This is a genomic window from Streptomyces sp. NPDC051211 (genome assembly GCF_040689505.1).
Classification (GTDB): Bacteria; Actinomycetota; Actinomycetes; order Streptomycetales; family Streptomycetaceae; genus Streptomyces.
Map to the genome: position 1 here is coordinate 38,895 of NZ_JBFBAV010000040.1, position 26,716 is coordinate 65,610.

At 73.0% G+C, this 26,716-nt stretch carries 24 protein-coding genes; 16 read left to right on the forward strand and 8 right to left on the reverse strand.

Annotation, left to right across the window (positions count from 1 at the left end; all coding sequences use genetic code 11):
- The first annotated feature begins 4 nt into the window (after window positions 1-4).
- Window positions 5-541, forward strand: coding sequence for an arginine repressor (locus AB0447_RS29095; RefSeq protein ID WP_366479803.1), 537 nt, complete (start codon window positions 5-7; stop codon window positions 539-541).
- 81 nt (window positions 542-622) lie between these two features.
- On the forward strand, window positions 623-1,306 hold the full coding sequence (locus AB0447_RS29100) for a hypothetical protein (RefSeq protein ID WP_366479804.1): 684 nt from the start codon (window positions 623-625) through the stop codon (window positions 1,304-1,306).
- On the opposite strand, the gene AB0447_RS29105 is transcribed toward AB0447_RS29100, so the two are convergent.
- The 4 genes from AB0447_RS29105 to AB0447_RS29120 form a co-directional block, all read right to left on the reverse strand.
- Entirely contained in the window at window positions 1,303-1,980 is a 678-nt protein-coding gene (locus tag AB0447_RS29105; RefSeq protein WP_366479827.1) for a L,D-transpeptidase family protein, read from the reverse strand. The two genes, AB0447_RS29100 and AB0447_RS29105, sit on opposite strands and share 4 nt — an antisense overlap.
- A gap of 24 nt (window positions 1,981-2,004) precedes the next feature.
- Complete coding sequence (locus tag AB0447_RS29110; protein WP_366479805.1) at window positions 2,005-2,586, reverse strand: pyridoxamine 5'-phosphate oxidase family protein; 582 nt, start codon at window positions 2,584-2,586, stop codon at window positions 2,005-2,007.
- 12 nt (window positions 2,587-2,598) lie between these two features.
- Window positions 2,599-4,014: a hypothetical protein gene (locus AB0447_RS29115; protein ID WP_366479806.1), complete on the reverse strand. Its 1,416-nt coding sequence runs from the start codon at window positions 4,012-4,014 to the stop codon at window positions 2,599-2,601.
- A 182-nt stretch (window positions 4,015-4,196) separates the two neighbouring features.
- Complete coding sequence (locus AB0447_RS29120) at window positions 4,197-6,452, reverse strand: hypothetical protein (RefSeq protein ID WP_366479807.1); 2,256 nt, start codon at window positions 6,450-6,452, stop codon at window positions 4,197-4,199.
- Between the two features lie 109 nt (window positions 6,453-6,561).
- Here AB0447_RS29120 and AB0447_RS29125 point away from each other — a divergent pair, with 109 nt between their 5' ends.
- The gene (locus AB0447_RS29125; RefSeq protein WP_366479808.1) at window positions 6,562-7,764 is read left to right on the forward strand and encodes an argininosuccinate synthase; all 1,203 of its coding nucleotides are present in this window, start codon (window positions 6,562-6,564) and stop codon (window positions 7,762-7,764) included.
- Window positions 7,765-7,919: 155 nt separating this feature from the next.
- Complete coding sequence (argH, locus tag AB0447_RS29130; protein ID WP_366479809.1) at window positions 7,920-9,347, forward strand: argininosuccinate lyase; 1,428 nt, start codon at window positions 7,920-7,922, stop codon at window positions 9,345-9,347.
- An 81-nt stretch (window positions 9,348-9,428) separates the two neighbouring features.
- Here the strand turns inward: argH and AB0447_RS29135 are convergent, their stop codons facing one another.
- Window positions 9,429-9,959 (reverse strand): HAD domain-containing protein, encoded by a 531-nt coding sequence (locus AB0447_RS29135; RefSeq protein ID WP_366479810.1) that lies wholly within the window; start codon window positions 9,957-9,959, stop codon window positions 9,429-9,431.
- Window positions 9,960-10,044: 85 nt separating this feature from the next.
- On the opposite strand from AB0447_RS29135, the gene AB0447_RS29140 reads away from it, so the two are divergent.
- From AB0447_RS29140 to AB0447_RS29150, 3 genes are all read left to right on the forward strand, one after another.
- Window positions 10,045-10,596, forward strand: a complete 552-nt coding sequence (locus tag AB0447_RS29140; RefSeq protein ID WP_366479811.1) for a helix-turn-helix domain-containing protein — start codon at window positions 10,045-10,047, stop codon at window positions 10,594-10,596.
- Complete coding sequence (locus tag AB0447_RS29145) at window positions 10,593-12,137, forward strand: MFS transporter (protein ID WP_366479812.1); 1,545 nt, start codon at window positions 10,593-10,595, stop codon at window positions 12,135-12,137. The genes AB0447_RS29140 and AB0447_RS29145 overlap by 4 nt, the downstream gene beginning before the upstream one ends.
- 69 nt (window positions 12,138-12,206) lie before the next feature.
- A complete protein-coding gene (locus tag AB0447_RS29150; RefSeq protein WP_366479813.1) occupies window positions 12,207-13,682 on the forward strand; it encodes a membrane-associated oxidoreductase in 1,476 nt (491 codons plus the stop codon).
- A 6-nt stretch (window positions 13,683-13,688) separates the two neighbouring features.
- Here the strand turns inward: AB0447_RS29150 and AB0447_RS29155 are convergent, their stop codons facing one another.
- Complete coding sequence (locus AB0447_RS29155; RefSeq protein WP_366479814.1) at window positions 13,689-14,318, reverse strand: lysophospholipid acyltransferase family protein; 630 nt, start codon at window positions 14,316-14,318, stop codon at window positions 13,689-13,691.
- Between the two features lie 321 nt (window positions 14,319-14,639).
- Between AB0447_RS29155 and AB0447_RS29160 the strand changes: the two genes are divergently transcribed.
- The 3 genes from AB0447_RS29160 to AB0447_RS29170 all read left to right on the forward strand — a co-directional run bounded on the left by AB0447_RS29160 (window position 14,640) and on the right by AB0447_RS29170 (window position 16,966).
- Window positions 14,640-15,830, forward strand: a complete 1,191-nt coding sequence (locus AB0447_RS29160; RefSeq protein ID WP_366479815.1) for a glycerophosphodiester phosphodiesterase — start codon at window positions 14,640-14,642, stop codon at window positions 15,828-15,830.
- 73 nt (window positions 15,831-15,903) lie between these two features.
- Window positions 15,904-16,422, forward strand: coding sequence for a sigma-70 family RNA polymerase sigma factor (locus AB0447_RS29165; RefSeq protein WP_366479816.1), 519 nt, complete (start codon window positions 15,904-15,906; stop codon window positions 16,420-16,422).
- Window positions 16,423-16,459: 37 nt separating this feature from the next.
- Entirely contained in the window at window positions 16,460-16,966 is a 507-nt protein-coding gene (locus AB0447_RS29170) for a GNAT family N-acetyltransferase (RefSeq protein ID WP_366479817.1), read from the forward strand.
- On the opposite strand, the gene AB0447_RS29175 is transcribed toward AB0447_RS29170, so the two are convergent.
- Window positions 16,956-17,399 carry a hypothetical protein gene (locus AB0447_RS29175; protein WP_366479818.1) on the reverse strand — a complete coding sequence of 148 codons (444 nt, stop codon included), beginning with the start codon at window positions 17,397-17,399 and terminating at the stop codon, window positions 16,956-16,958. The genes AB0447_RS29170 and AB0447_RS29175 overlap by 11 nt on opposite strands.
- Entirely contained in the window at window positions 17,392-17,760 is a 369-nt protein-coding gene (locus AB0447_RS29180; protein ID WP_366479819.1) for a hypothetical protein, read from the reverse strand. Before AB0447_RS29180 ends, AB0447_RS29175 begins: the two co-directional genes overlap by 8 nt.
- Window positions 17,761-18,181: 421 nt before the next feature.
- Here AB0447_RS29180 and AB0447_RS29185 point away from each other — a divergent pair, with 421 nt between their 5' ends.
- The 6 genes from AB0447_RS29185 to cobT all read left to right on the forward strand — a co-directional run bounded on the left by AB0447_RS29185 (window position 18,182) and on the right by cobT (window position 26,596).
- The gene (locus AB0447_RS29185) at window positions 18,182-19,243 is read left to right on the forward strand and encodes an ATP-binding cassette domain-containing protein (protein WP_366479820.1); all 1,062 of its coding nucleotides are present in this window, start codon (window positions 18,182-18,184) and stop codon (window positions 19,241-19,243) included.
- Entirely contained in the window at window positions 19,240-19,926 is a 687-nt protein-coding gene (locus AB0447_RS29190; RefSeq protein WP_366479821.1) for a methionine ABC transporter permease, read from the forward strand. Before AB0447_RS29185 ends, AB0447_RS29190 begins: the two co-directional genes overlap by 4 nt.
- A gap of 94 nt (window positions 19,927-20,020) precedes the next feature.
- The gene (locus AB0447_RS29195) at window positions 20,021-20,881 is read left to right on the forward strand and encodes a MetQ/NlpA family ABC transporter substrate-binding protein (protein WP_366479822.1); all 861 of its coding nucleotides are present in this window, start codon (window positions 20,021-20,023) and stop codon (window positions 20,879-20,881) included.
- A 158-nt stretch (window positions 20,882-21,039) separates the two neighbouring features.
- A complete protein-coding gene (locus AB0447_RS29200) occupies window positions 21,040-21,699 on the forward strand; it encodes a GNAT family N-acetyltransferase (protein WP_366479823.1) in 660 nt (219 codons plus the stop codon).
- 70 nt (window positions 21,700-21,769) lie between these two features.
- Complete coding sequence (gene cbiE / locus AB0447_RS29205; RefSeq protein WP_366479824.1) at window positions 21,770-22,966, forward strand: precorrin-6y C5,15-methyltransferase (decarboxylating) subunit CbiE; 1,197 nt, start codon at window positions 21,770-21,772, stop codon at window positions 22,964-22,966.
- A 288-nt stretch (window positions 22,967-23,254) separates the two neighbouring features.
- A complete protein-coding gene (cobT, locus tag AB0447_RS29210) occupies window positions 23,255-26,596 on the forward strand; it encodes a nicotinate-nucleotide--dimethylbenzimidazole phosphoribosyltransferase (RefSeq protein ID WP_366479825.1) in 3,342 nt (1,113 codons plus the stop codon).
- Window positions 26,597-26,716 lie beyond the last annotated feature (120 nt).

Below are 26,716 nucleotides of genomic sequence, written 5' to 3' on the forward strand. Positions count from 1 at the left end.
GACGATGAGTCAGGCGCAGGACAACGAGCAGGGCGGGCCTTCCGTCCCGCAGACCCGTACCGCCCGCCACCGCCGGATCGTGGACATCCTCAACCGGCAGCCGGTCCGCTCCCAGAGCCAGCTGGCGAAGCTGCTCGCCGACGACGGGCTGAGCGTCACCCAGGCGACGCTCAGCCGGGACCTCGACGAGCTGGGCGCGGTGAAGATCCGCAACACGGGCGGCGAGCTGATCTACGCGGTCCCCAGCGAGGGCGGTTTCCGCACCCCGCAGGCCCCGCTCGGCGAGTCCGCCAAGGAGGAGCGCATGCGGCGCCTCTCCGGCGAGCTGCTGATCTCGGCGGAGGCCTCGGCCAACCTCGTGGTCCTGCGCACCCCGCCGGGCGCGGCCCAGTTCCTGGCCTCGGCCATCGACCAGGCCGAACTCCACGCCATCCTCGGCACCATCGCCGGCGACGACACCCTGATGCTGATCAGCCGCGACCCGGCAGGCGGCCAGGCGCTCGCCGACCACTTGCTGCGGCTGGCCCAGAAGGAGAGCTAGCCCGGAGGAGAGCCGGGGGAGTCCGGCCGAACCCTCCGCCGCTCCAAGGGCGTTGTCGGCGACCGCCCGTAGCCTTCGGGCATGGACCACGTCGCCCTCTTCCTCGCCGTGCTGCCGGTCACGGCGGCCGTGTACGGGACGCTCGGCGCCTTCCACCGGCGCCGGGTCACCGTGCCGCGCCGGATCGAGGCGCGGCTCGCCACCGAGGTCGACCCGTACTTCGCCGCGACCGAGCGGCACAAGGACGCGGAGGCGGCGGCGGCCGAGCTGCTGCTCGCCGGACTCATACGGATCGACGGCCACTGCGCGCTCCGGCTCGAGGAGGGCGACTGCGAGGGCGACGACGAGGGCGAGGGCGCGGGGGCCCGGGGCCGGACCCCCGCGCATCCCATACCCGCCGCCCTGACGGAGGCCGTGCGTCGACGGCATCCCAAGCCCGTGATGCTCGGCCGGATCGACCAGCGCGACAAGGAGTACGGAGAACGGCGCCGGGCAGTGGGCGGCCGGGGCGGGAACCGCCCTCGGGGTGTTCCTGATCTGCTACAGCCTGCCGCTCTGGGAGCGGCTGCCGCGCCCCGGCGACCCCGACCGGCTGCGCGTGTACTGCATGCGGCAGGAGCACCCGGCGCTCGCCGCCCTGGACGAGCGGACCCGCCGCCGGGTGGAACGCAGCCACCGGCTCGGACGGCGGACCCGGAAGCCCCGCCCGCCGCAGCCGCCGGCGCCAAGGCGCGGCCCGGGCCGTTTTTGGACGCGGCGCCCTAGGAACGGGTGATCGCCAGCGGCCCCGACTCCGTACCCACCGCGATGTGCGGGCGCCGCCGGGGGTCCGCCCAGCGCAGGATCCTCCGCATGGCCCGCTCCGGCACCGACACGCAACCGGCCGTCGGCCCCTCCCCGTTGACGTGCAGGAAGATCCCGGCTCCGCGCCCCCGGACCGGCCGCTCGTAGTTGAACCCGATGACCAGGGCGTGCGCGTACTGCTTCCCGTACGTCACCAGGTGCTCGGCCTCGCCGGGCGCGCAGTCCGCCGGCAGCGGTTCCACCCACCGGTTGTACGCGGTCGAGGCGTTGTCCTGGCACCACCAGGAGTCGGCCCGCACGGGCCGGTAGCGGTACGCCGTCCCGGCCGGGGCCCGCCGGATCCCGAAGGCGTACGGCAGCTCGTACAGGCCGGCCGGGGTGGTGTTGGTGCCCTGCCGGCGGGTGGTCCCCTCGGTCAGCCCCTTCGCGCCGAACCGGGCCTTGGTGCTGCCCGCCCTGATCCAGCGGCCGCCCCGCAGGTCCCACCAGGTCAGCCGCCCGGTGGTGGACCCGGCGGCGGGCGCGACCGCGGTGATCAGCTGGCTGCCGCCACCGGTGTGGGCCATCCGGGCGGGCAGCGGCGGAGCGGGCGCGGGAGCGGGCGGCAGGAGGGCGGTGACGAGGGCGAGGGCCAGAGCAGCAACCGATCTGATCACATGTCAGACGGTACGCGGTGGAAGGGGCAGTGGCAGTGCAGGCAGGCCGTCCAGGGACTGCGCCACATGGTCCTTCTTTTCGCAGTACGCCGCGAACTCCTCGTCCGTCTTGCGGCCGAAGTACTCGGCGTGCAGGGTGCGCTCGCTCTCGTACTCCATGAAGGGCACCGCGTACCCGCAGGTGTCCGAGATCCGGCGGGCGTGCACCAGGATGACGGCCCGGGCGGCCGGCCCGTCGGCCTCCCCGAACAGTCCGATCAGCTCCGGCCACCGGGGGTCGTCCCGGAACACGGCCTCGCCCTCGCCGTGCACCCGGACGATGTTCGGGGGCCCGGAGAACGCGCACCACATGAGTGTGATGCGGCCGTTCTCCCGTACGTGCGCGATGGTTTCGGCGCCGCTGCCGCCGAAGTCCAGGTAGGCGAGAGTCTTCTCGTCGATGACGACGAGGGTCCCGGCCCGGCCCTTGGGCGAGAGGTTCACGTGCCCGTCACCGGAGAGCGGGGCGGTCGCGGTGAAGAACACCGGCTGGGATTCGATGAACTCCCGCAGCCGGCCGTCTATCCGTTCGTGGATTTTTCCCATGAGCCGATTGTTTCACTCCCCGAGATCGCTCCCGAGTCCCATTCGGCTGCGGCGCAGTGCCAGTTCGTAGTCGTCGAAGGCCGGTGCGGACCGTTGCAGCAGCTCCGCCAGTTCACCGAGTCCGGCTCCCTCCACACGCAGGCTGTGCTGCCAGTCCCAGCCCCGTACGTCCGCCACGGCGAGCCCTCGCAGGCGCGGTTCCGGATCGGTGAGCAGCCCCACGGCGGCCCGCAGCCGGGGCATCCCGCCCTGTGCCCGGAGCAGCTTGAACGCGGCCCGCCGGGTGTGTGCGGGGCGGTCCGCGGCGAGGCGTTCGGCCAGCGCACCGGCGGCCAGCCGGTCCGCCCAGGGCCGCAGGGCCCGTACCGCCTCGCGGGCCACGGCCGGTGACGGATCGTCCAGCAGCGGCCGTACGTCGGCCACGCGCGCGGCATCGAGGGCGCGCAGCCCGGCGACGGCGGCCGCCCGCACCGCCCCCTCGTCGTGCGCGAGCAGCTCGCGCAGCACGTCCGCGTCCTGCCGCTCACCGCATTCGGCGAGCCCGGCCAGGATGCCCGGCCGCGGATGCCGGGCCAGCTCCACGAGGTAGTGGCCGCGCGGATCGCCGCCGTGCTGCCGCACCAGCCAGCGGGCGCAGGACCGTACCGCGGCCGACCGGTCGCCGAGGTGGGCGGCGCCCTCGGCGGCCCGGCCGGCCCGCCGCAGGGCGGTCACCCCGGCCGCCCGCACCCGTGCCGAACGGGCACCGAGCAGGGTGTCGACGACCCGGTCGTCCGGGCCGTCGGCGGCCAGGGCGGCGAGCGCCGCCTCCGTCCACAGCCGCTGGAGCGCGGGGTCGGTTTCGGCGGTGGCCTGCCGGGCCAGCTCCGCCGCGTCGAACAGTCCCCGGTCGAGGGTGATCCGGCCGGCCAGCCGCCGGGTCTGCGCGTCCGGTCCGCGACGGAGCTCGGCCAGCAGCCCGTCCGGGGCCGCAGCCAGGGACTCCTCGAAGAGGCTGCGTGCCCAGGAGCCGTGGTCGCGCCCGCCCAGGCGCAGCACGAGCGGGGTCAGCCGGCGCAGCGTGTCCGCGGGGTCCGCGGTGAGCGCGGCGCGCAAGATCCGGCGGGCCCGCACCCGGACCGGTTCCGCCCAGTCGGCGCACCGGATGACGGCCAGCGGCAGCAGCCGCCGGTCGGCCTGCGCCGCGGCGAGGGCCAGCTGCCGGACCCGGCCGTCGGCATGGCACAGCGCGGTCTCCGGCCGGGCGCGCAGCCGCGCGCCGAGGGAGCCGCCGTCCTCGTACTGCCACCACTGGAGGGCCCGCACCCCGGCATCGAGCGCCGTCCATGCGACCGGGTCCGCGGGATCGAGCACCTGCTCCAGCGCCTCCCCGGCCAGCAACCGCTCGACCCCCTCCCGCCCGGCCCGCAGCCTCTCGGTGTCGCCCATGAGTCCCTCCTCGCCTCTGACCTGCGGCAACGGTAAACCGGCGGCTCTGGCTGCGGCCGCCGATTTTCCCCGGCGGCCCGGGAACCCCGCCCGCCTCTCCGCACACCGGTCCGCCGACCCACCTCCGGCGCGGCGAGCCACGCGGCGCCGCCAACCTTGCGGGTACGTCGCAGGGCTACCCCCTAGCGGGTGGCGCCGCCCAGTGCGGCCAGGGTTTCCCGGGCCTGGGTGCGGAAGCGTTCGTCGGCCGGGATGAGCTGGTGTTCCAGTGCGGTGCGGGGTACCCGGCGGTCGCCGTCGGCCAGGGTCGACAGCCGGTCGAGGCGGGCCGGGGTGGCTGCGGACGGGCCGAGGGCGGTCAGGGCGGTCAGGGCCTCCGGGCCGGCTCCCCACTCGGCGGCCGCCAGGGCGGCTTCGGCCAGTGCGCCTCGGTCCGGACCGGCGGAGTCCGCTGCCAGCAGGGCCAGTACGGCGGCCGGCGCCTGTTCCGGGTGGTGCAGCATCGCTTCGAGCCGGGACCGCAGCGGCCGGGCGGCGGGCCCCAGCAGGGCGGCGGACCGGGCCGCACGGATGGCCGTCCAGCTGAACCAGGACTCGGCCTCGGAGGCCGCGAGCACCCGGTCCAGCACCGCCACCGCCTCGGCGGAGTCCCCGCCGATCTGCCACAGGGCGGTGGCCACCGCCACGTCCGCGTCCAGCTCGGGGGTGGTGCCGGCCGGGTCGGGGCGGCGGAGCCGGTCGCGCAGGGCGGGCACGAGTGGGGCCGCCGCCGGGCCGAGCTCACCGGCCACCACCGCGGCCGCACCCACCGCGTGGGCCCCGCCCGACAGCCGCTGCCCGAGCACCTCGAGCAGCGGACCCGTCTCGCCGGACAGGCCGTGCAGGGCCCGGGCGGCCGCCAGCCGGCCGTCGAGGTCACCGGCTGCGGCCGCCTCGCGCAGCCGGTCGGACGCCGCCCCGCGGTCCGCGTGCGTGTCCGGGCAGACGGCCGCGACCACCCCGGCGAGCACCCCCGGGAAGCGGGGCAGGGCCGCGTACAGCTCGGGCAGGGCGGCCGCTCCCCGGACACCCCAGCCGCGCAGCAGGTGGGCCAGCCGCCACGGCTCGTTCCCGGACAGGCCGGGGTCGGCCAGTCGCGCCCGGACCGCGTCCAGCAGCTCGGGCGGGCAGGGGAACGCCGCGTCCTCCGCCGCCTCCAGGCCGGCCGCCGCCTCCAACGCCCGGGGTGACCGCTCGAACCGGCGGGCGAGCAGCGGCGCCGCCCGCTCCGGGTCGAGGGTGACCAGGGCCGCCAGCATCCGGTCGACGAGATCGGCCGGCAGCGCGGGATCGGCGGCCGGCGCGGGATCGGCGGGCAGCGTGGGATCGGTGTGCTGGGTGGGATCGGTGTGCCGGGACTGATCGGTCTGCCGGGCCGGGCCGTCCGCGGCCGTGATGCGGGCAGCCAACAGCGGTGCCGCGGCCGCCGCCCACGGACCGAGCTTCCGCAGCAGTCCCAGCACCTCCTCCCCGGTGTCCGGGCGGCCCGCCAGTTCCACCACCACCGGCGCCAGCAGCGCGGGCGCACTGCGCGAGAGGTGGCAGGCGTGCTCGGCCGCCCACCGGCCCTCGGACCGCACCTCCGGCCGCGGATCGGCGAGCGCCGCGCAGATCAGGGACAGGGCGGCCTCCCGCTCCCCGGCCGTGCCCCGGTACAGCAGGGCCTCGGTGATGGCGTGCAGGGGCTCGCGCCGGTCCAGGTCGTACCGGTCGGCGACCCACGGGTCGGCGGGCAGCAGCGACAGAACGGTGTCGTGCAGGGCGGGACTCCAGGCCGCCCCGCCGTCCAGGAGGACGAACACGGCAGCCATCCGCAGCTCACCCGGCTGCTCCGCCCCGAGGACGGTCCCGGCCAGCGCCGTTGCGGCAGCCGGGGCCGACCGGGCCAGGGCGCCGAGCAGTTCGGCCCGTACGAGCGGCTCGGTCTCCCGCTCCCAGCGGCGCCGCAGCGCGGCCGGCGCCGCGCCCTCGGCCCGCGTCTGCCCGATCGCCCAGGCGGCGCTCCCCCGTACCCCGGCCTCCTCGGCGTCGAGGAGCGGCAGCAGCAGCGGCAGCTCGGCGGCGACGGCCGCCCGGACCGCCCCCGGCGCGACCCCGTGCTCGTCCTCGCTCTCCGCGAGGTCGCCCAGCAGTTGCACCAGATCGGCGGTCGCGTGACCGGCCGCGGCCAGCCGGGCCAGGAACGGGACTACCTCGACGCTCGCGGCGTAGACGGTGCCCTGGTGGATGACGTTCCCGTACAGCTCGGACACGGCCTTCCTGATCATGTCCGGGTCCTCGGAGGCGAGCGCGCGCAGCAGGTCCATCAGGTCATCGGCCGGTCCGTAGGCGTGCGAGGTGGCGTGCCAGGGGTGTTCGTCCACTCCCTGAAGCGGGTTTCCCGGGGTTCCGTGGTTCATGCGGCGATCTTGGCAGCCGGTACTGACACCTCGATCGGGGTCGATTGACGAAACATACGGAGGCATGCATAGTTATGCCTGTCAGTGATTGCACCGTAAGGAGACCTCCGTGGCCGAGCGCGTCGTACTCGCCTACTCAGGCGGCCTGGACACCTCAGTCGCCATCGGCTGGATCGCCGAGAAGACGGGCGCCGAGGTCATCGCCGTCGCGGTGGACGTCGGCCAGGGTGGCGAAGACCTGGACGTCATCCGCAAGCGCGCGCTCGCCTGCGGTGCGGTCGAGGCCGAGGTCGCCGACGCCAAGGACGAGTTCGCCGACGAGTACTGCCTCCCGGCGATCAAGGCAAACGCCCTCTACATGGACCGCTACCCGCTGGTCTCCGCCCTCTCCCGGCCGGCCATCGTCAAGCACCTGGTCGCCGCCGCGAAGAAGCACAACGCCGGCACCGTCGCGCACGGCTGCACCGGCAAGGGCAACGACCAGGTCCGCTTCGAGGCCGGCATCCAGGCCCTCGGCCCGGACCTCACGTGCATCGCCCCGGTCCGCGACTACGCGATGACCCGGGACAAGGCCATCGCCTTCTGCGAGGAGAAGCAGCTCCCGATCGCGACCACCAAGAAGTCCCCGTACTCCATCGACCAGAACGTCTTCGGCCGGGCCGTCGAGACGGGCTTCCTGGAGGACATCTGGAACGCGCCGATCGAGGACGTCTACGAGTACACCGCGAACCCCGCCACCCCGCGGGAGGCCGACGAGGTCGTCATCTCCTTCGAGGAGGGCGTCCCGGTCGCCATCGACGGCAGGCCCGTCACCGTCCTCCAGGCCATCCAGCAGCTCAACGAGCGGGCCGGCGCCCAGGGCATCGGCCGGATCGACATGGTCGAGGACCGGCTCGTCGGCATCAAATCCCGTGAGGTGTACGAGGCCCCGGGCGCGATCGCGCTGATCGCCGCCCACCAGGAGCTGGAGAACGTCACCGTCGAGCGCGAGCTGGCCCGCTACAAGCGGCAGGTCGAGCAGCGCTGGGGCGAGCTCGTCTACGACGGCCTGTGGTTCTCCCCGCTCAAGCGGGCCCTGGACGGCTTCATCAACGAGGCCAACCAGCACGTCACCGGCGACATCCGGATGACCCTGCACGGCGGCCGCGCCGTCGTCACCGGCCGGAAGTCCGACTCGTCGCTCTACGACTTCAACCTCGCCACCTACGACACCGGCGACACCTTCGACCAGTCGAAGGCGCAGGGCTTCATCGACATCTTCGCCCTCTCGTCGAAGATCGCCGCACGGCGTGACCTGGCAGGCGGAGCCTGACGCGGACCGCGGACCGCGGACCGCGCAACGCCCGTACGGCCCCCCGTACGACCTCGCGTAACCCCTGAACGTTGAACCCATCGCCTCCCCGTTGTGCAATGGCGGGGAGGCCATGGCATCCAAGGCACAGCAGCACCCTCCTGAGGAGCACAGCAGTGAGCAGCAACAACGGTGACGTCCGGCTCTGGGGCGGTCGGTTCGCCGACGGTCCCGCCGAGGCCCTCGCGAAGCTGTCCGCGTCGGTCCACTTCGACTGGCGGCTGGCGCCGTACGACATCGCCGGCTCCCGCGCCCATGCGCGCGTGCTCCACAAGGCGGGCCTGCTGACGGCCGACGAGCTCGACCGCATGATCGCCGGCCTGGACCGGCTGGAGGCCGACGTGGCCGACGGCTCCTTCACCGGCACCATCGCCGACGAGGACGTGCACACCGCGCTGGAGCGCGGCCTGCTGGAGCGGCTCGGCCCCGACCTCGGCGGCAAGCTGCGGGCCGGCCGGTCCCGCAACGACCAGGTGGCCACCCTCTTCCGGATGTACCTGCGCGACCACGCCCGGATCGTCGGCGGCCTGATCGCCGACCTCCAGGATGCGCTGGTGGGCCTGGCCGAGGCGCATTCGGACGTGGCGATGCCCGGCCGGACCCACCTCCAGCACGCCCAGCCCGTGCTCTTCGCCCACCACGTGCTGGCGCACGTCCAGTCGCTGTCCCGGGACGCGGAGCGGCTGCGGCAGTGGGACACCCGGACCGCCGTCTCCCCGTACGGCTCGGGCGCCCTGGCCGGCTCCTCGCTGGGTCTGGACCCGGAGGCGGTCGCCGCGGACCTGGGCTTCGAGCGGGGCTCGGTGGGCAACTCCATCGACGGCACGGCCTCCCGCGACTTCGTCGCCGAGTTCGCCTTCATCACCGCGATGATCGGGATCAACCTGTCCCGGATCGCCGAGGAGATCATCATCTGGAACACGAAGGAGTTCTCCTTCGTGACCCTGCACGACGCGTTCTCCACGGGCTCCTCGATCATGCCGCAGAAGAAGAACCCGGACATCGCGGAGCTGGCCCGGGGCAAGTCCGGCCGCCTGATCGGCAACCTCACCGGCCTGCTCGCGACGCTGAAGGCGCTCCCGCTCGCCTACAACCGGGACCTCCAGGAGGACAAGGAGCCGGTCTTCGACTCCTGCGACACCCTCGAGGTCCTGCTGCCGGCCTTCACCGGCATGATGGCGACCCTCACGGTCAACCGCGAGCGGATGGAGGAGCTCGCCCCGGCCGGCTTCTCGCTCGCCACCGACATCGCCGAATGGCTGGTCAAGCAGGGCGTGCCGTTCCGGGTGGCGCACGAGGTCGCGGGCGAGTGCGTGAAGGTCTGCGAGGCCGAGGGCATCGAACTCGACCAGCTCACGGACGACCAGTTCGCGAAGATCTCCGAGCACCTGACGCCCGAGGTGCGTACGGTCCTCAACGTCCCGGGCGCCCTCGCGTCCCGCAACGGCCGGGGCGGCACGGCCCCGTCCGCGGTGGCGGTCCAGCTCACCGAGCTGAAGGCGGACCTGGTCATCCAGCACGCCTGGGCCGCGCACAAGCAGTAACCGGACGTCCGCAGGGGCGGCAGGGGCGGACGGGCCCCAGCCGCCCCTGCGGCATTCTCCCGACCCTCACCCCGACACCCCTCACCCGCTCACCCGCTCACCCGCCCCGCACTGGGCCGCCCAGTCCCCGAGCGCGTCGAAGTCCGCCCGGGTCAGCCCGATCCGCTCGTCCACGCAGCGCAGCAGCGCCCGGGCGGGATGGTGCCGGTCCACGTACTCGTGGTCCATGGCCGTGATGTCGTCGTCGATCCACGCGAACGGGCGGTGGCCGGCGTACTCGAGGATGTACCGGGTCTTCCAGAAGGTCCCGGCAGGCGCCCGGCCGTGCATCTGCGGCCAGTCGATGAACGGCAGCCGCGGCAGCCCCAGCTGCGGGCCGATCCAGTCGTTGGCCTCGTCCTTCCAGGTGGTGGCCCACACCAGCTCGTACGCATCCGCCAGCGCGAGCAGCTCCGGGCCGTGGCCGGGATGGAGCCAGACGCGCAGGGGCTTGCCGTCCGTCCAGCCGGTCGGGCGCATCCGGTGGGTGGTGTAACCCTCCGGGCGGCGCTGGGCCTTGGCGGCGTACGGGTTCAGCGGCCCGTCGACGTCGATCAGCAGCAGTGGCTTCATCGGATCATGCTTCCTTTCCGGCCGCCCGGGGGCATCCGAATTTATAAATGAGACAATGGTGTCTCATTTGGGGTATGGTTGTCTCATGGCCATGGATCGTGACCAGGTGCTCCGCGCTGCCGCCGCCCTGCTCTCCCGCAAATCGACCGCCACCATGGACGAGGTCGCCAAAGCCGCCGGAATCGGCCGGGCGACCCTCCACCGGCACTTCGCCGGGCGCGACGCACTCGTACGCGCCCTCGAAGACTTCGGTATCCGGAAGTTCGAGGGCGCCTTCGACCGGGCGCGGCTGGGGGACGGCTCCGCCGTCGACGCGCTCAAGCGGCTCGTCGCCGAGGCCGAGCCCGACGCCCAGCTGCTCGCCTTCCTCGTCACCGAGAACCAGCTCTTCGAGGGCGACCAGGTCAACGAGGGCTGGGCCCGGCTCGATGCCCGGGTTTCGGCCCTGTTCAAACGCGGCCAAGAGGAGGGCGACATCCGGATCGACCTCAGCCCCGCCTGGCTCACCGAGGCCCTCTACGGCCTCATCGGCACCTGCGCCTGGGCCGTCATGGACGGCCGGGTCGCGGCCAAGGACTTCCAATACATGATCATCGAGCTGCTGCTCGGTGGCGCAAGACGGAGTGTGGAGAAATGACCGGAACCGAGCAGTTGAGCCTCACGAAGGGAACGGAGGTCAAGAGCCCCGGGCGCTGGCTCGCGCTCTCCGTGCTCGTCCTGGCCGTGCTGCTGGTCGCGGTGGACGCCACCGTGCTCGGTCTCGCCACCCCGTCCCTCTCCGAGGACCTCAAGCCGTCCGGCACCCAGCTGCTGTGGATCGGCGACATCTACTCCTTCGTCATCGCCGGCCTGCTCGTCTCCATGGGCTCGCTCGGTGACCGGATCGGCCGCAAGAAGCTCCTGCTGGTCGGTGCGACCGCCTTCGGTGCCGTCTCCGTCCTCAACGCCTACGCGACCAGCCCCGAGATGATGATCGTGGCCCGGGCGCTGCTCGGTGTGGCCGGCGCGACCCTGATGCCGTCCACCCTCGCGCTGATCCGAAACATCTTCCACGACCCCAAGGAGCGCAGCCTCGCCATCGGCATCTGGGGCGCCACCGCCTCGGCCGGCGCCGCCATCGGCCCGGTCGTCGGCGGAGCCCTGCTCCAGCACTTCTACTGGGGTTCGGTCTTCCTCATCAACCTCCCCGTGATGCTGGTCCTGGTGCTCGTCGGCATCAAGCTGCTGCCCGAGTCGAAGAACCCGGTCAGCGGCCCCTGGGACCTGCTCAGCGTCGGCCTCTCGCTCGTCGGCATCATCGGCATCGTCTACGCCGTCAAGGAAGTCGCCACCCACGGCCCGTCCTGGGAGGTGTGGGCCGCCGCCGTGATCGGCGCCGCCACCCTCTACGCCTTCATCCGCCGCCAGTTCACCCTGACCGCGCCGCTCCTCGACATGCGGCTCTTCCGGCACCGCGGGTTCTCCGGCGCCGTCCTCGCCGACCTGCTCACCGTGTTCGGCCTGTCCGGGCTCGTCTTCTTCCTCTCCCAGTTCCTGCAGCTGGTCCAGGGGCGGGAACCGCTGGAGGCCGGCCTGGCCGAACTGCCCGCCGCCATCGGCGCCGTGGCCACCGGCCTGGTCGCGGGCACGTACGCCCGCAAGTACTCGGTACGGGCCGTCGTCTCCGGCGGTCTGGCGGCCATCGGCCTCGCGCTGGGCGTGATCACCCTGGTCCACCAGGACACCGGCTACCCGCTGCTGGGTGCCGCCCTGCTGTTCGTCGGCCTCGGTGCCGGCTTCTCCTTCACCGTGACCGCGGACGTGATCCTCTCCAGCGTGCCCAAGGAGCAGGCCGGTTCGGCATCGGCCGTCTCCGAGACGGCGTACGAGCTGGGCGCCGCCCTCGGCATCGCCCTGCTCGGCTCCATCGTCACCGGCGTCTACCAGGGCTTCACCGCCCCGGCGCAGGTGCCGGCCGACGTCGCCGCCGCGGCCCACGAATCCCTCGGCGGGGCCGTCGAGGCGGCCCGGGCGGTGGATCCGCAGACGGCCCACACCATGGTCGCAGCGGCCCAGGAGGCGTTCGTGGACGGACTCCGGCTGGCCTCCGGCGTCGGCGCGGCGGTCCTGCTCGCCACGGCCGTGGCCGCCTGGTTCCTGCTGCGCGGGCAGAAGCTCCAGGACGGCATCGAGCACTGACGCACCGCCAGGGGATGGTGTCGCGACCCGAGTTGACAGCATGATCACGGGCGCGACACCATCCCGGCGATGGAGATCACCGACCTGACCCCGGCGGAGCGCCGCGTGTGGGAAGCCTTCCCGCGCGGCGAGGGCGTCGACTTCCGGCAGAGCCCCGACGAGGATTCCGAGGACGGAGCCGCCTGGGGACCCGACCGCACCGTACGCGCCGAGGTGCTGCGCACCCTGCTGGTCAGCGGGCCCGCCGAAGACGGGCAGGTCCCCGGCCTCAAGCTGTACGGGGCGAGGATCAGCGGCAAGCTCGACCTCAAGTACGCCGTGGTCGACCACCCCATCCGGCTGCGCGGCTGCTGGTTCGAGCGCAAGCCCATGATGTACGGAGCCCAGCTGCGCGCCGTCGTCCTCGGCGACTCCACCCTGCCCGGCCTCACCGCCGCCACCGTCCGGGTGGAGGTGGTGCTGCGGCTCTCCTGCTGCCGGATCAACGGCCCCGTCCGGCTGGCCGGCGCCAAGATCGCCGGCGGCCTCTTCCTCCAAGGCGCGGTGATCCGGCCCGGCAGCCTCCCGGACGAGGCCGACGAGCCCCCGCTCCAGCTCAACCACGCCGACATAGGCACCGACATCATCGCCCACGGGCTCACCGTGCACGGCCAGCTCCGCATCAACGGCGCCACCGTGGCCGGCCAGATCAACCTGGACCGGGCCCGGCTGATCAACCCCGGTGACGTCGCCCTGCACGCCGAGACCCTCTCGGTCGGCACCGACCTGCGCGGCAGCCGCCTGGAGGCCGAGGGCATGATCAACCTCACCGGAGCCCGCATCCCCGGCCAGCTCGTTCTCAGCCGGGCCCGCCTGGCCAATCCCGGCAACGTGGCGCTGCGCGCCAGCAGCGCCACCATCGGCGAGTTCTGGCTCCGCAAGTGCGCCACCATCGACGGAATCGTCAACCTGCGCCGCAGCCAGCTGGACATGCTCTACGCCGAGCCCGACGTCTGGCCTCCGGTGGTCCGCATGGACGGGCTCACCTACCGGGTGCTGCACCCCACCCTGCCGGCGGAGGAACGGCTGCCACTGCTGGAGCGGGAGGAGGACGGCTATCTCCCGTACGCCTACGAACAGCTCGCGGCCGCCTACCGCACGGTGGGCGACGAGGCCGCCGCCCGCACCGTCCAGTTCGCCAAACTTCGCCGGCACCGGCACACCCTGCCCCGGCACACCCGCTCCTGGGGCCTGCTCCAGGACGCCACCGTCGGCTACGGCTTCCGCCCGATGCGGGCCGCGGGCTGGCTGGTGGCCCTGCTGCTCGTCGGCTCGGTCGCGTACGCGCTGAAGCACCCGCGCCCGCTGAAGGCCGGCGAGGCCCCCGACTTCAACCCGGTCTTCTACACCCTGGACCTGATGCTGCCGATCATCGGCTTCGGGCAGGAACAGGCCTTCGCACCGGCCGGCTGGCAGCAGTGGCTCTCGTACCTGCTGATCGTCACCGGCTGGATCCTGGCCACCACGACGGCGGCGGGCGTCAGCCGGTCACTCAGGCGCCAGTGACCCGGCTCAGGCCGCCTTCGCCTTGGTCGCGTACATGTCGACGTACTCCTGGCCGGACAGCCGCATGACCTCCGCCATCACCGAGTCGGTGACCGCCCGCAGCACATAGCGGTCGCGGTCCATGCCCTCGTAGCGGGAGAACTCCATCGCCTCGCCGAAGCGGACGGTGACCCGGCCCGGCCGGGGCATGCCCTTGCCGCCCGGCTGGAGCTTGTCGGTGCCGATCATGGCGAACGGGACCACCGGCGCGCCGGTCATCAGCGTGAGGCGGGCGATGCCGGTGCGGCCGCGGTAGAGGCGGCCGTCGGGGGAGCGGGTGCCCTCCGGGTAGATGCCGAAGATCTTGCCCTCTTCCAGCACCCGGCGGCCCGTCATCAGCGCCGCGACACCGCCGTTCGCGCCGTCCCGGTCGACCGGGATCATGCCGGCGCCGGTGAAGAACCAGGCCATCAGCCGGCCCTTGAGGCCCTTGCCCGTCACGTACTCGTCCTTGCCGATGAAGTGGACCGTGCGGTCGCACACCAGCGGGAGGATCATGGAGTCGATGAACGTGAGGTGGTTGCCCGCGAGGATCACCGGACCGCTGCCGGGAATGTTCTCCACACCCTCCACCCGGGTGCGGAACAACATGCGCATGACGGGTCCGACAGTGGCTTTGATGAGCGCGGTACGGAACAACGTGAGCCCTCCGGCGTCGACAAGCGGGTGCGCACCGCGGCGCGGCGGTGCGCCCCGAGTGCAGGTGTGGACGATACTCGCGGGTCACGGCGGAGCGCACATCGGGTTCACGAGATGGATACGTCGTGTTGACGCACGTTTCCGCCATGTTCCTTCCATCATCGCCCACCGGACACCCCACGGTGCCTACCATCGCCGGGCCGATTCGGGCCATTGGCCCCGATGGCCCCTTCAGACCCCGGGGCCTCGGTGCCTACTGACGATGGGGAGACGTATCTCATGACACAGGGCGGGGCAGCACGGCGCACGGTACTGGGGGCGGCCGTGCTCGCGGCGGGCGGCAGCGCGCTGGGGCTGGGCGCGACTCCCGCGGCCGCCGCCGGCGGCAGCGGCGAGCAGGAGAACCAGGGCGGGCGCGGTGACCGCGGCGGCTACCGGGACCTGCCGTACCCCACCGTCATCGGGCACCGCGGAGCCAGCGGCTACCGCCCCGAGCACACCCTCGGCTCCTACCAGCTGGCCCTCGACCTCGGCGCCGACGTGGTCGAGCAGGACCTGGTGCCCACCCGGGACGGCCACCTGGTGTGCCGCCACGAGAACGAGATCGGCGGCACCACCGATGTCGCCGACCACCCCGAGTTCGCTTCCCGCCGCACCACCAAGTCGGTGGACGGGGTGCCGGTGACCGGCTGGTTCACCGAGGACTTCACCCTGGCCGAGCTCAAGACCCTGCGCGCGAAGGAACGCATCCCCGCCCTGCGGCAGCGCAACACCCTCTACGACGGCCGCTGGGAGGTGCCCACCTTCGAGGAGGTGCTGCGCTGGGCCGACCGCGAGGGCCGCCGCCGCGGCAAGCGGGTCTGGCTGCACGTGGAGACCAAGCACCCGAGTTACTTCCGGGCCCTCGGCCTCGGCCTGGAGGAGCCCCTCGCCAAGCTGCTGCGCCGCTACGGACGCGACCGCCGCGACTCGGCGGTTTTCCTCCAGTCCTTCGAGCCCTCCAGCATGCAGCGGCTCGCCCGGCTGGTCTCCTCGCCCCGCGTGGTCCTGCTGGCCGCCGCCACCACCCGCCCCTGGGACTTCGAGCAGGCCGGGGACCCGCGCACGGTGGCCGACTTGGTCACCCCCGAGGGCCTGAAGTGGATCTCCGGCTTCGCCCAGGGCCTCGGCCCCACCCTCGACCTGATCATCCCCAGGGACTCCGGCGGCAAGCTCGGCACGCCGACCACCCTGGTGAGGGACGCCCACGCCTGCGGCCTGGTCCTGCACCCCTGGACCGCACGCAACGAGAACAACTTCCTGCCCGCGGACTTCCGCAAGGGCACCGATCCGGCCGCCTACGGGGACGTCTTCGGCGCCTACCGCCGCTACTTCGAACAGGGCATCGACGGGATCTTCACCGACAACCCGGACACCGGGCTGCTCGCCGCCGAGGCCTTCCGCCCGGGCCGCCGCCCCGTCAACCACTGACCGGAACCCCTCCTTCGGGTGGGCCGCGGCCGGACGGGAAACCGCCGGCCGCGGCCGCCGCGTCCCGCCCGGCATGGACCTGGTGAAGGAACTCGGGCCGCTGCTCTCGGCGGAGGCGGCCGCAGAGGCCCCGGCCGCCGGAGTGGAGCCGGCCGACCTCGAACAAGCCGTCTGGGTACGCCTGTTGGAATCAGGCCCGGCCCGACCGGTGGAACCCGCCCGCTGGCTGCGCCGCGCCGTCCGGGCCGAGGCCCGCCGCGCCCGGCGCCGCACCCGCCGCGAGGTCCCGTACGGGCACCGGCCCGACCTGGTCGGCGGCGCACAGCCCGAAGGACCGGGCTTCGAACAGCGCCTGCTCGACCGGGAGCAGCACCGGGCCCTCCGATCGGCGGTAGCCCGATTGCCCGGACGCTGCCCGGAGCTCCTCCGGGCACTTCTTTCGCCAAGAGACCTCACCTACCGTGAAATCGCAGGAGAGTTGGGTATCTCACAAGGAAGTTTAGGGCCCGTACGTTCCCGTTGCCTGGGATGTCTGCGCAGAATGCTGGCTGCAGAGGTTGCGGCTCCCGGCCCGCGGGGAAGGGAGCGGTAGACCACAGGGCTACCGGGTGAGCAGGAGGCGTGCGCACATGGGCATGAGCGTGACCATTTCGGCGGCGGCCGGCGAGGACGCGGAGCAGATCTTCAAGCTCCAGTACCTGGCCTTCCAGAGCGAGGCCGAGCTCTACGGCAACTACCGCATCCAGCCCCTCACCCAGTCCCTCGACTCCCTCAAGGCGGAGCTCGAGTCGGACACGGTGCTGGTGGCCCGGCTCGGCGACGAGGTGGTCGGGACGGTCCGCGGCTCCACCGACGAGGACGGCACCGGCAAGATCGCCAAGCTCTGCGTCCACCCGCGGCTCCAGGGCCACGGCCTGGGAGCCCGGCTGCTGCGCGCCGTGGAACAGGAGCTGGCCGGCCGCGCCGAGACCACCCGCTACCGCCTGCACACCGGCCGCAAGAGCGAGTCCAACCTGCGGCTGTACCGCAAGGCCGGCTACGTCGCCGTCGGCGGCCGCACCGCCTCGGACGGCGTGGAACTGGTGATCCTGGAGAAGGACGCCGCCCGCCCCGCCGACTACGCGGTCAGCGCGTAGGACCTGCCGCGGCGCGCGCCTTCCTGAGCCAGAGCATCCCGGTGACCGGCAGGATCACCGGGATGAACAGGTAGCCCATCCCGAAGTCCGACCACACCGTCGCGTCGGGGAAGACGTCCGGGCGGACCAGGGTCCAGGTGCCGACCAGCAGCACACCGGCCAGCTCGGCGGCGCAGCAGAACAGCGCCGCCTTGCGGGCCGTCTCCCCGCCGCGCACCAGCGAGTACGTGATGAACGCATAGACCAGCGCGGCGACCCCGGACAGCGCGTACGCCAGCGGCGCCCGGCCGAACTCGGTGGAGATCTGGTAGATCGAGCGCGAGACCGCGCCCACCACCATCACCCCGTACAGCCAGACCAGCAGCAGCCCGGGCCCGGAGACCAGCCGCTCGCGCGCGCCCTCCGGGGCCTTCGCCGTGGTGGTGTCAGGCACCGGTGCCTCCCCAGATGTCGTGGAGCCGTACTTCGAGCACGGCGAGGACGACCGCACCGGCGGCCACCGTCACGGAGCCCCACTTGGTGCGCTCGCTCAGGCTGAGCAGCCCGGCGGCCGGGACCGAGGCGAAGGCGCCGAGCAGATAGGCCGTGAAGATCACGCCGCCCTCGTCGGGCTTCTCGCCCTGCGCCAGCCTGACCAGCCCGATCGCCAGCTGCACCAGCACCAGCAGGGTCACCACGGCCATGCCGATGAAGTGCCAGTCCTTGGTCGGCTGGTCCCGGTAGGCGGCGAATCCGCACCAGGCGGCGAGGGCGAGGGCGGCCACGCCGATGGCGATCGTCAGGGCGTCGAGCATGCAGCGAGGGTATTACGGGCCGAAAGACCCGATGCGCGCACCCCTGGGGCCGGGCTCGCCCGCCGCCCCGAGCCCTCAGGCACGGGGGATCGGGTCTGCTCGCTGTTGTCCGCTATGCGGCCACAATCCGTCCGTATAGCGGACGCCGCTGATCGGTCAGGGGGACCGTCTGCTTTACTGGGGCGCATGACCACGACGAGCAGCCGCACCCTTGCGACCGAGGCGATGATGACGCCCGGTGCTCGTTGTATGTGTCGAATGTGCGCCTTCTGAGGGCCCCTTCTCCGCACGCCTCGCGCCCCGAAGCGAGACCCGGGCCGAGCCCGTCCGTGTCCCGGACCGCTCCTGCCCGCGTTCCCCCAGATGTTTGCCCCGTGCCGGCGTACGTCCGCGCCGCGCACTCGACAGCGACGGAAATCCTGTGATCACCACATCGGGCCTCACGAAGGTCTACCAGTCCCGTGGCCGCGAGGTCACCGCCCTGGACGGCGTGGACCTCCACGTCCGTGAGGGCGAGGTCTACGGAGTCATCGGCCAGAGCGGCGCCGGCAAGTCCTCGCTCATCCGCTGCGTGAACCTGCTGGAACGCCCCACCTCCGGCACCGTGACCGTCGACGGACTCGACCTCACCGCCCTGGCCGGCAAGAGCCGCCGCGCCGGCAAGGAACTCCGCGAGGCCCGCAGCCGCATCGGCATGGTCTTCCAGCACTTCAACCTGCTGTCCTCGCGCACCGTCCAGGACAACATCGAGCTGCCCCTGGAGATCCTCGGCGTCTCCGGCCGCGAGCGCTCCCGCAAGGCGCTGGAACTCCTCGACCTCGTCGGCCTCGCCGACAAGGCCAAGGCCTACCCGGGCCAGCTGTCCGGCGGTCAGAAGCAGCGCGTCGGCATCGCCCGCGCCCTGGCCGGCGAACCCAAGGTGCTCCTCTCCGACGAGGCCACCAGCGCCCTGGACCCCGAGACCACCCGCTCCATCCTGCAGCTGCTGCGCGACCTCAACCGCCAGCTCGGCCTGACCGTCCTGCTCATCACGCACGAGATGGACGTCGTCAAGACCATCTGCGACTCCGCGGCCCTGATGAAGAAGGGACGGATCGTCGAGTCCGGCACCGTCTCCGAGCTGCTCGCCACCCCCGGCTCCGAGCTCGCCGCCGAACTCTTCCCGCTCAGCGGCGCCGCCAGCACCGACGAGCACACCGTCGTCGACGTCACCTTCCACGGCGAGACCGCCACCCAGCCGGTCATCTCGCAACTGGCCCGCACCTACAACATCGACATATCGATCCTGGGTGCCGCCATGGACACCGTCGGCGGCCGGCAGATCGGCCGCATGCGCATCGAACTGCCCGGCCGCTACGAGGACAACGTGGTGCCCGTCGGCTTCCTGCGCGAGCAGGGCCTGCAGGTCGACGTCGTCGACGCCGACACCGAGCTCACCGAGCTCGCCGCCACCACCGAGCTCGCCAAGGACGGTGCCCAGTGACCTGGTCCGAGATGGAGCCCCTGCTCAGCCAGGGCACGTACGACACCCTCTACATGGTCCTGTGGGCCACCGTGGTCACCGTGCTCGGCGGCCTCCCGCTGGGCATCCTGCTCGTCCTGACCGACAAGGGGGGACTGCTGCAGAACCGTCCCTTCAACAAGGTCCTCGGCGTGATCGTGAACATCGGCCGGTCCATGCCGTTCATCATCCTGCTGATCTGGCTCATCCCCGTCACCACATGGGTCATCGGCGTCTTCACCGGAATTCCGACCTACATCGGCCCCACCGCGATGATCGTGCCCCTCTCCATCGGCGCCATCCCCTTCTTCGCGCGCCTGGTCGAGACCTCCGTCCGGGAAGTCGACCACGGCCTGATCGAGGCCGTCCAGTCGATGGGCGGCGGCATCCCCACCCTCGTGTGGAAGGTGCTGCTCCCGCAGTCCCTGCCCTCCCTGGTCTCCGGACTCACCACCACCGTCATCGCGCTCATCGGCTACTCGGCCCTGGCCGGCGCCGTCGGCGGCGAAGGCCTCGGCAGCCTCGCCATCACCCACGGCTACCAGCGCTTCGAGAGCGAGTTCATGCTCGCCACGGTCATCCTGCTGATCGTGATCGTGACGGCCGTTCAGCTGATCGGCGACGGCGCGGTGCGCCTGCTCGCCCGCCGCGGCCGGACGGCCTGAACCGGCCCGGCCCGGCCCCCAGACTTCTCCACCCCACAGCCCGCACTTGTCGTGCTCGGGCAACGTCCGCACCACCAAGAAAGAGGCACTCTTCGTGCGCAAGAACACCAAGGTCACCGCTGTCGCCGCCGCATCCGCCGCGCTCGCCCTGGGCCTGACCGCCTGCGGCAGCTCCTCCGACCCGGCCGCCAAGAAGGCCGACGGCACGACCGACACCAACGCCGCCCTCGTCATCGCGGCCTCCCCGACCCCGCACGCCGACATCCTGAAGTTCGTCAAGGACAACCTGGCGGCCAAGGAAGGCCTCAAGCTGGACGTCAAGGAGTTCACCGACTACGTCCTGCCCAACAGGGCCACCCAGGACGGCCAGGTCGACGCGAACTACTTCCAGCACAAGCCGTACCTCGACGACTTCAACGCCAAGAACGGCACCACCATCGTCCCGGTGGCCAACGTGCACCTGGAGCCCCTCGGCCTCTACTCCAAGAAGGCCAAGGCCCTGGCCGACATCAAGTCCGGCCAGACCATCGCCGTCCCCAACGACAACACCAACGAGGGCCGCGCCCTCCACCTGCTCGCGGACAACGGCCTCATCACCCTCAAGGACGGCGTCGGCGCCACCGCCAAGCTCTCCGACATCACCGACGCCAAGGGCCTGAAGTTCAAGGAGCTGGAGGCCGCCACCCTGCCCCGCGCCCTCGGCGAGGTCGACGCCGCCGTGATCAACGGCAACTACGCCATCGAGGCCGACCTCAAGCCCAAGGAGCAGGCCCTGGCCCTGGAGAAGTCCGAGGGCAACCCGTACGCCAACTTCCTCGCCGTGAAGAAGGGCAACGAGAACGACCCGCGGATCCAGAAGCTCGCCAAGCTCCTGAACTCGCCCGAGGTCAAGAAGTTCATCGAGGACAAGTACGACGGCTCGGTCATCCCGGCCCTCGGCGCCCCGAAGTCCTGACCTCCGCCGCCTTCGCGGCACCGCACGGCACCGGCCCCGCATCCCCGAAACGGGGGCGCGGGGCCCGGCCATGCACATCCCGGGGCCGATGCTGCATGCTGTGGCTCTAAGGCCCGCACAAACGGTCCCGCACCACCGTCTCAGGCATGGAGCTGCGCATGACTACCACCTTCCCGGACGTCTCCATCAGCACGGACCGGCTGGTGCTGCGCCCGTTCGAGGAAGGCGACGTCGCCGCGCTCACCGAGATGATGAACGACGAACTCGTCACCGCCTGGACCTCCGTCCCGCACCCCTACACCCACGCCGACGCGTACAAGTGGGCCACCCGGCACGCCCACGCCGAACGCACCGAGGGCCGCGGCATCGTCTTCGCCGTCACCGAGTTCCTCACCCAGCGCCTGGTCGGCGTCATCCACCTCCAGAACACCAACTGGCGCACCCGCGCCACCGAGGTCGGTTACGTCACCGCCCCCTGGGCCCGCGGCGAGGGCTATGCCAGCGAGTCCGTCCTCGCCGTCGCCCAGTGGCTCTTCCGCGACCAGGGCTTCGAACGCCTCGAACTGCGCACCGCCGCCGACAACACCGCCTCCCAGCAGGTGGCCCAGAAGATCGGTTGCATCAGTGAAGGCGTCCTGCGCAACGCCTGGATAGTGCGCACCCAGACCGAGGACGGCCGGTGGGCCGACACCCGCACCGACCTGATCGTCTGGAGCCTGGTCCCCGAGGACCTCGAAGGCCTCGACGAGTACGGGGACGACTACGGAGGCCAGATGGCCGAAGCCGGCGGATACGCCGTCTCCACCGACTGGAACTGACCCGATCACCGGGTAGTCTCACTTGCCCACGCCTCCTCCCCCCCACCCCAGGATCTGGAGACTGACGACGATGGCCGACCGGGTCACGGTGATCGGCTGGGACGGATCGCCCCTCACCGCGGCCGCCAGGTCCGCGCTCTCCGCCGCCACCCTGGTGGCCGGCGCCGGCCACCACCTCGCCCTCCCCGAGGTCCCGCCCACCGCCGAACGCATCCGGCTCGGCAGCCTCGGCCTCGCCGCCCGCCGCATCGCCGGCCACCGCGGCACCGCCGTCGTCCTCGCCGACGGCGACCCCGGCTTCTTCGGCGTCGTACGCACCCTCCGCGCGCCCGAACACGGCCTCGAAGTGGAAGTGGTCCCCGCCGTCTCCTCCGTCGCCGCCGCCTTCGCCCGGGCCGGCATGCCCTGGGACGACGCCCAGGTGGTCGTCGCCCAGCGCCGCACCCTGCGCCGCGCCGTCAACGTCTGCCGCGCCCACTCCAAGGTCGCCGTCCTCACCTCGCCCGGCGCCGGCCCCGCCGAACTCGCCCTGCTCCTCGAAGGCGTGCACCGCACCTTCGTCATCTGCGAGGAACTCGGCACCGACCGGGAACAGGTGACCGTTCTCACCTCCGACAAGGCGGCCGACCACAGCTGGCGAGACCCCAACGTGGTCATCGTCATCGGCGGCGGCGGACAGGTCGCCACCGAGGCCGGCTGGCTCCTCGGCCACTCCCCGGCCGACACCCCCCGCGGCTGGGCCCACCCCGGGCCGGCCTCCACCGAGGGCGGCTCGGCGCAGCTGCGCGCGGCCCAGCTGGCCCGCCTCGGCCCGCGCACCGGAGACCTGCTCTGGGACATCGGCTCCGGCTCCGGCGCCCTCGCCGTGGACGCGGCCGGCTTCGGCGCCGCCGTCATCGCCGTGGACGCCGACCCGGGCGCTTGCGAACGCACAACTGCCGCCGCCCGAAAGCGCGGAGTACAGATCCAGACCGTGCACGGCACCGCCCCGCACGTCCTCGAATCCCTGCCCGAACCCGACGTCGTACGCATCGGCGGCGGGGGAGTCCCGGTGGTCGAGGCCTGCGCCGACCGCCGTCCCGAACGGATCGTCACCCACGCCTCCACGCGCGACGAAGCGGAGGCCATCGGACGCGCCCTGACCGGACACGGGTACGCGGTGGAATGCGCCCTCCTCCAGTCCCTCGGCCTCGACACCACGACCTGGGCCGAGCGGGACCGGTCGGTGGTCTTCCTGCTCGCCGCCACCCGCCCCGTGCCCCGCTAGCCACGCCGCCCGGGTAGGCTGGCCGATCGTCGTACTGCCCAGGACGTCACGACCTTCGGAGTACGGCGGCACCGGAGGACGCGCGACGTGGCGCAGTCCACAGCGGACCGGGGCGGTAATGGCCGCCACGGGGGCGAACGGGCGCGACAATGCTTAGTGGTTGTCGGCGGCGGGGGTGCGTGAGGTGTTCGCGCCGTCCGGCAACCGCGCACGTTCGACTTGCCGGGCTCGGCCGGTCCTACGGGCGCCGGGCGACGGAGAAGCACAACCGATGGGCGAGGGGTACGCATGACCGACACCGGCCAGGTTCCGGGCGAGGGCCTTCCGGACAACGCGGGCATGGCGGAGCAGCAGGGCATCCCCGCGCCGATCCCGGCGCCGGGCGCCTACGCCTTCCAGGACCTCGCGGACAACCCCGGCGAGGATGAGGACGAACTGCTGCTGATGCCCAGCGGCCAGGGTTCCTGGAGCGACCCGCAGGTGGTCCCGCCGGTGCCGACGTACCCGGTCGAGGGCTACGCCGAAACCCCGTACGCCGAAACCCCGTACGCCGAAGCTCCCTACGCCGAAGCGCCGTACGCGGAGCCCGGCTACGCCGAGGCCCCCTACACGGACGGTGCGCACGAGGCGGGCGGCCGGGACTCCGGCGCCATCGACCTCGGCGGCCTGCACCTGGCTTCCCCGGCGCCCGCCGCCCCCGCCGCGCAGGCGGCCCCGCCGGCCCGGCGCCCGCTGCACATGGGCCCGCCCGTCCCGGACGCCTCCGGCGGAGTCGTCCGCTCCCTGGCCGACCGCGGCCCGGCCCCGGTCCCCGCCCCCGTTCCGGCGGCCCAGCCCGGCCCCGAGTACCTCGACATCCCGGTCCAGACCGGCGTCCCGTGGCCGGCGGCGCCCGTGGCCGAGCCTGCAGAAACCGTGGTTCAGGCCCCGGAGCAGCCGATGGCGGAGCCGCTCCCGGCCGCTGCCGCCGCCGAGCCCGCGCCGGCGCCCTCGCCCGCGTCGCCCGAGCGGTCGGCGGACCCCGCCGCCGTCCCGGAGCCGGCCGTGGTGCCGGTGGCCGAGCCCGCCGTCGCGCCGGCCGCCGAGGCAGCGGTCGCTCCTGCCGTGGCGCCGCAGCCCGCCGCCGAAGCCGGCGGTCTGCTGAGCTCTGCCGTGCCGGCCGGGCAGGCGCCCGTCGAACCGGCGGCCGAAGCCGGTGGCCTGCTGCCCGCCGACATCGCCCCCGAGGCGGTGCCCGCCGCCCCCGCCCCGGTGGCCGTGGAGCCCGCTGCCGAGCCGCAGCCGCCGCTGACCGCCGAGGCCGAGAGCCCGCTGAGCCCGGCCGCCCCGGCCGAGATCGCGGAGCCGGCCGAGCCCGCCCCCGCCTTCGATCTGACAGGGGACACCGGAGACCAGGCAGCGGCCGACGCCGCCGACGCCGCCGGCGCCGTGCCCGAGCCGGCCGCAGCGGCCGTCGTCGTCGAAACCGCACCCCAGCCCGCGGCCGAGGCCCCCGCGCCCGACTCCGCCCCGGAGCCGCAGGCCGTCGCCGAACCGGCCGGTCTGCCGGACCAGGCCGTACCGGATGCACCGGACGCACCGGACGCACCGGCCGTCGACCCGGCGGCGGAGCCCGCAGCCGTCGCCGCCCCCCAGCCCGTCCTCGCCGAGCCTGCCCTCGTGGAGCCCGTCCTCGTGGAGCCGGCGCCCGCCGAGGCCGTCGCCGTCACCGGGCCCCTCGACCCGGACCCGTACCTGACGGCCCCCGCCGAAGCCGGGCAGGCCGAGCAGCCGGTTCCGGCCGAGCAGCCCGCCCCTGCCGAACCGGCCCAGCAGCCCGTGCCGGCCGCCGCGGCCGAGTACGCGGAGCCGGCCGAGAACGCCGAGCCCGTCGCGGAGGTCCCGCAGCACTCCCCGGGCGAGGCCGCCCCCGGCTACGCCGACGCCGAGCGGGAAGCCGTACTCCGCGTCATGCGCGAGCGCCGCGACATCCGCAACGGTTTCCGCACCGACCCCATCCCGCACGAGGTGCTGCTGCGAGTCCTCGAAGCCGCGCACACCGCCCCCAGCGTGGGCCACTCCCAGCCCTGGGACTTCGTGGTCATCCGGTCCGCCGAGACCCGGCGGACCATGCACGAGCTCGCCCAGCGCCAGCGGGAGGCGTACGCCAAGTCCCTGCCCAAGGGCCGGGCGAAGCAGTTCAAGGAAATGAAGATCGAGGCCATCCTCGACACCCCGGTGAACATCGTGGTCACCGCCGACCCCACCCGCGGCGGCCGCCACACCCTCGGCCGGCACACCCAGCCGCAGATGGCCCCGTACTCCTCGGCCCTGGCCGTCGAGAACCTCTGGCTCGCCGCCCGCGCCGAAGGCCTCGGCGTCGGCTGGGTCAGCTTCTTCGACGAGCGCGAGATGGTCCGCGCCCTCGGCCTGCCCGAGCACCTCGAAGTGGTCGCCTACCTCTGCGTCGGCTACGTGGACGAGTTCCCGGACGAGCCCGAGCTGATGCAGGCCGGCTGGTCCAAGCGCCGCCCGCTGTCCTGGGTGGTCCACGAGGAGACCTACGGCCGCCGCGCCCTGCCCGGCGAGGAGCCGCACGACCTGCTCGCCGAGACCGTCGGCAGCATCCGCCCGCTGGACGCCAAGGCGCTCGGCGAGGCCTGGGAGCGGCAGAAGCGCATGACGAAGCCCGCCGGGGCGCTCGGCATGCTGGAAATCATCTCCGCGCAGCTGTCCGGCCTCTCCCGGGTCTCCCCGCCGCCGATCCCGGAGCCGGCCGCGGTCGCCATCTTCGCCGGTGACCACGGAGTGCACGCCCAGGGCGTGACCCCGTGGCCGCAGGAGGTCACCTCCCAGATGGTGGCCAACTTCCTGGGCGGCGGCGCCGTCTGCAACGCCTTCGCCAACCAGGTCGGCGCCGAGGTCTGCGTCATCGACGTGGGCGTCGCCGGCGACCTCCCGGCCACCCCGGGCCTGCTCCCGCGCAAGGTGCGCCCCGGCACCGCCGACATGGTCACCGGACCGGCGATGAGCCGCGAAGAGGCCGTCGCCGCCATCGAGGTGGGCATCGAGACCGCCCGCGATCTGGTGGCCGCCGGCAACAAGGGCCTGCTCACCGGCGAGATGGGGATCGCGAACACCACCGTGTCCGCGGCCCTGATCTCGGTGTTCACCGGGGTCGACCCGGCGGAGGTCACCGGGCGCGGCACCGGCATCAACGACGAGACGCACGCCCGCAAGGTCGACGTGGTCCGGCGGGCGCTGGAACTGCACCGGCCCGACCCGGCCGACCCGATCGGCGTGCTCGCCGCCATCGGCGGGCTGGAGCACGCGGCGATGGTCGGCCTGATCCTCGGCGCCGCCTCGCTCCGTACGCCGGTCATCCTGGACGGCGTCAGCGCCGGAGCGGCCGCGCTGGTGGCCCGCGCCATCGCCCCGGAGTCCCTGTCCGCCTGCATCGCGGGCCACCGCAGCGCCGAGCCCGGCCACGTCGCCGCCCTGAACAAGCTGGGCCTGCGCCCGCTGGTCGATCTGGACCTCCGCCTCGGCGAGGGGACCGGGGCGCTGCTGGCCCTTCCGCTGGTGCAGAGTGCTGCGCGCGCGATGCACGAGGTCGCCACGTTCGACTCGGCCGGAGTCACCGAGAAGTAGCCGCTGCGCGGGGCCTTCCCCACCCCGCCCGTGCGCTCAAACGCCGCGCGGGCTGGATGTGCGCAGCACATTCCAGCCCCGCCGGCGTTTGAGGCGCGGGGTCTGGGGCGGAGCCCCAGT

What these genes read in the sequence shown, in the direction of transcription:
- AB0447_RS29095 (WP_366479803.1), top strand. Translation starts at nt 5, where the DNA reads ATGAGTCAGGCGCAGGACAACGAGCAGGGCGGGCCTTCCGTCCCGCAG.
- AB0447_RS29100 (WP_366479804.1), top strand. Translation starts at nt 623, where the DNA reads ATGGACCACGTCGCCCTCTTCCTCGCCGTGCTGCCGGTCACGGCGGCC.
- AB0447_RS29110 (WP_366479805.1), bottom strand. Translation starts at nt 2,586, where the DNA reads ATGGGAAAAATCCACGAACGGATAGACGGCCGGCTGCGGGAGTTCATC.
- AB0447_RS29115 (WP_366479806.1), bottom strand. Translation starts at nt 4,014, where the DNA reads ATGGGCGACACCGAGAGGCTGCGGGCCGGGCGGGAGGGGGTCGAGCGG.
- AB0447_RS29120 (WP_366479807.1), bottom strand. Translation starts at nt 6,452, where the DNA reads ATGAACCACGGAACCCCGGGAAACCCGCTTCAGGGAGTGGACGAACAC.
- AB0447_RS29135 (WP_366479810.1), bottom strand. Translation starts at nt 9,959, where the DNA reads ATGAAGCCACTGCTGCTGATCGACGTCGACGGGCCGCTGAACCCGTAC.
- AB0447_RS29140 (WP_366479811.1), top strand. Translation starts at nt 10,045, where the DNA reads ATGGCCATGGATCGTGACCAGGTGCTCCGCGCTGCCGCCGCCCTGCTC.
- AB0447_RS29145 (WP_366479812.1), top strand. Translation starts at nt 10,593, where the DNA reads ATGACCGGAACCGAGCAGTTGAGCCTCACGAAGGGAACGGAGGTCAAG.
- AB0447_RS29150 (WP_366479813.1), top strand. Translation starts at nt 12,207, where the DNA reads ATGGAGATCACCGACCTGACCCCGGCGGAGCGCCGCGTGTGGGAAGCC.
- AB0447_RS29155 (WP_366479814.1), bottom strand. Translation starts at nt 14,318, where the DNA reads ATGCGCATGTTGTTCCGCACCCGGGTGGAGGGTGTGGAGAACATTCCC.
- AB0447_RS29160 (WP_366479815.1), top strand. Translation starts at nt 14,640, where the DNA reads ATGACACAGGGCGGGGCAGCACGGCGCACGGTACTGGGGGCGGCCGTG.
- AB0447_RS29165 (WP_366479816.1), top strand. Translation starts at nt 15,904, where the DNA reads ATGGACCTGGTGAAGGAACTCGGGCCGCTGCTCTCGGCGGAGGCGGCC.
- AB0447_RS29170 (WP_366479817.1), top strand. Translation starts at nt 16,460, where the DNA reads ATGGGCATGAGCGTGACCATTTCGGCGGCGGCCGGCGAGGACGCGGAG.
- AB0447_RS29180 (WP_366479819.1), bottom strand. Translation starts at nt 17,760, where the DNA reads ATGCTCGACGCCCTGACGATCGCCATCGGCGTGGCCGCCCTCGCCCTC.
- AB0447_RS29200 (WP_366479823.1), top strand. Translation starts at nt 21,040, where the DNA reads ATGACTACCACCTTCCCGGACGTCTCCATCAGCACGGACCGGCTGGTG.
- cbiE (WP_366479824.1), top strand. Translation starts at nt 21,770, where the DNA reads ATGGCCGACCGGGTCACGGTGATCGGCTGGGACGGATCGCCCCTCACC.
- cobT (WP_366479825.1), top strand. Translation starts at nt 23,255, where the DNA reads ATGACCGACACCGGCCAGGTTCCGGGCGAGGGCCTTCCGGACAACGCG.